This window comes from Streptomyces sp. FH025, from assembly GCF_017427025.1.
Taxonomy (GTDB): domain Bacteria; phylum Actinomycetota; class Actinomycetes; order Streptomycetales; family Streptomycetaceae; genus Kitasatospora.
This window is the reverse complement of record NZ_JAFLNG010000883.1, coordinates 1-2,723: the sequence shown is the minus strand read 5'-3', so window position 1 is coordinate 2,723 and position 2,723 is coordinate 1. Positions and strand designations below refer to the sequence as shown.

At 70.1% G+C, this 2,723-nt stretch carries 2 protein-coding genes and 1 pseudogene; 2 read left to right on the top strand and 1 reads right to left on the bottom strand.

All coding sequences use genetic code 11. The annotated features are described in order from the left end of the window. Positions 1-180, top strand: a pseudogene (locus tag J0670_RS35195) (hypothetical protein); the annotation flags it as partial. Between the two features lie 91 nt (positions 181-271). Next, positions 272-1,042 carry a DUF4239 domain-containing protein gene (locus tag J0670_RS35190; protein ID WP_207816596.1) on the top strand — a complete coding sequence of 257 codons (771 nt, stop codon included), beginning with the start codon at positions 272-274 and terminating at the stop codon, positions 1,040-1,042. 62 nt (positions 1,043-1,104) lie between these two features. On the opposite strand, the gene J0670_RS35185 is transcribed toward J0670_RS35190, so the two are convergent. Continuing rightward, positions 1,105-2,723: glycosyl hydrolase family 18 protein (locus J0670_RS35185; RefSeq protein WP_207816595.1), on the bottom strand; the 1,619-nt coding region annotated here is incomplete at its 5' end.

Below are 2,723 nucleotides of genomic sequence, written 5' to 3'. Positions count from 1 at the left end.
CCGACCCCGGCGGCGCAGCCGGTGTTCCGCGCGCGGCCCGCCCAGCCGCTGCCCGTCGCCCGGCACCACCACGGCGCCTCGACGACGACCACACTGCTGCTGATCACGGTCCCCGGTGTCCTGGCGGCGACCGCCCTGCGACCGGGCCGTGGCCGGGGCCGAGGCCGCTCGGCGTCCTGACGGCCTCCGGCCGGACGCCCCCGTCGCCGGCCCGGGGCCGCGCCGGACCTGCCCGTTCACGTCACAAGCCAAGCCAGAGAAGGGAGTTCCCATGTCCGAGTGGGTGGCGTTCGTCATCGCCATGGCGGCGGCCTGTGCCGTCGTGGTGGCGGTGGTGGCGCTGAGGCACCGCCAGGCGGGTGTCGGGGAGAACGTCGACGAGACGCCGGACGTCATCGACTACATCACGATGATGATCGGCGTGGTCTACGCGATCGTCCTCGGTCTCGCCATCGCGGGTGTCTGGGAGGCGCGCGGCGCCGCCCAGGACGACCTGTTCCGCGAGGCGCAGTCGCTGCGGGAGGTGAGCGACCGGGCGGTGGTGTACCCGGTCGAGTTCCGCGACAAGGTCCGCGCCGACGTGGACGGCTACGTCACGTACGTGGTGAACGTCGAGTGGGACTACATGGCCGAGCACGGAGAGATCACCGACAAGGGCACCGAACTGCTGGGCAAGCTCCAGGAGGAGGTGGCCACCCGGGCGCCGGCCTCCGACCTGGAGTCCCAGGCCTACCAGCCGATCATGGACCGGATCAGCCAGGCCTCCGACGCCCGCAACCAGCGCGGCCAGAGCGCCGGCCCGACCATGCCGGGGGTGGTCTGGATCGGTCTGATCGGCGGGGCCGTGGTGACCATCGGCATGCTGTTCGCGCTCCAGATCCGGCGCACGACGAGGGAGTTGGTCCTGGCGCTGTGCTTCAGCGTGCTGATCGCCTTCCTGCTGTTCATGATCTGGGACTTCGACGATCCCTTCGCCCGGAGCGTCTCGGTGACCACGCAGCCGTTCCAGGACCTCTTCCCCTCGCTGAACCTCAAGGGCTGAGCGCGGGGAAAGGGCGGTGGCCCGCGCGGATTCCGCACGGGCCACCGGTCGATGATTGAGCGTCAGCGCAGGCTGCCGTCCATCGAGTTGAGCATGGTGCCGGAGGCGTCGTCGTTCTCCAGGGAGAAGGCGAACAGCCCGCCCAGGCCCTTGCTCTTGGCGTAGGCCCCGCGCGCCTGGACGGCCTGCGGGGTGTCACCGGTCCAGAAGTTGGTGCCGTCGTAGAACCAGCTGCTCTCGGTCACCGGGTCCCAGTGGGTCTGCGCGGCAGGCGGGTTGAGCTCCTTCCAGGCGGCCAGACCGGCCTCCTGGCTCAGCGGCTTGGCGGCCGTCGGGCCGGTCGCGCTCTGGTACAGACCGTAGTTGGAGCCGGCCGGGACACCGGTCCAGCCGCGCCAGTAGAACGGGATGCCCAGCACGATCTTGTTCGCCGGGAAGCCACCGGGGATGCCGTACTCGGGCAGGCCGGTGGTGTACGCGGCGAGCGTGGTGTCCACGTTGTACTTGCGGGTGCCGGGGGCGATCGGCGTGGTCGGGTCGGCCGGGCTGTCGTGCAGCGGGTCCTGGTGGTTGGTCGGGCCCTTGGCGTCCCAGGAGCCGTGCATGTCGTAGGACATCACGTCGGCGTAGTCGAGGTACGCGCCGATCTTGTCGGTCTCCAGCTGGGCGATCTTGTCCTGGCCGCTGGGCAGCGCGGCGCTCAGGATGTAGCGCTTGCCCTGGGCGGCGCCGAGGGCGTCCAGCTGGGTGCGGAACTCCTTCAGCAGCAGGGTGTAGTTCTGCTTGTCGGCGGGGGAGTAGTGGTTGCCGGTGTGGCCGCCGGCCGAGCCCGGGTACTCCCAGTCGATGTCGACGCCGTCGAAGATGCCGGCCGCCGAGGCGGCCCCGCCCGAGGCGTCACCGGCGACGCCGGTCGGCAGGTTCCCCTTGAGGAACATGTCGATGCAGGAGGACACGAAGGTCTTCCGGGAGGCGTCGGTCGCGGCGGCGTCGGAGAAGTACTTGGAGTACGTCCAGCCGCCGATCGAGATGGTGAAGCGCAGGTTCGGGTACTTGGCCTTGAGCTGGCGCAGCTGGTTGAAGTTGCCCTTGAGCGGCTGCTCCCAGGTGTCGGCGCTGCCGTCCACGCTGGTGCCGGAGTTGTAGTCGGACTGGTAGTCGGCGTAGGCGTCGCCGGCGCCGTCACCGGCGTTCGGGTTGGACTCGTTGGCCGAGTCGGAGGCCTTCACCGCCTCGAAGCAGGTGAGCTTGGTGGGGTCGATGTTGGCGAACGCGTAGTGGATGACGTCCAGCTTGCCCGCCGCGCCGCTGGTGTCGACGTTCTTCGGGTAGTACGCGTTCTCGTAGATGCCCCACTGGTCGAAGTAGGCCGAGCGGACCGGCTTCTGCGCGGGGGCGGCGGCGGTCGTGGTGCTCACCGGGGCGGACTGGGCGGAGGCGTGGGTGCCGGAGTAACCCTGGACGCTGAAGGTGTAGTTCTGGCCGGGCAGCAGCGAGCTGACGGCGACCGAGGTGCCCATCGAGGTGGCGACCAGCTGGCCGTTGGACCACACCTTGTAGGCGATCGGGCCGTCGCCGGTGGTCAGGGTGGAGGGCTGCCAGTTGAGCACCACGGCGCCGGAGGTGACCTTGCTGGCCGTGACGCCGGTCGGGGTGGTGACCTTGCCGTCCCCGGCCGGGC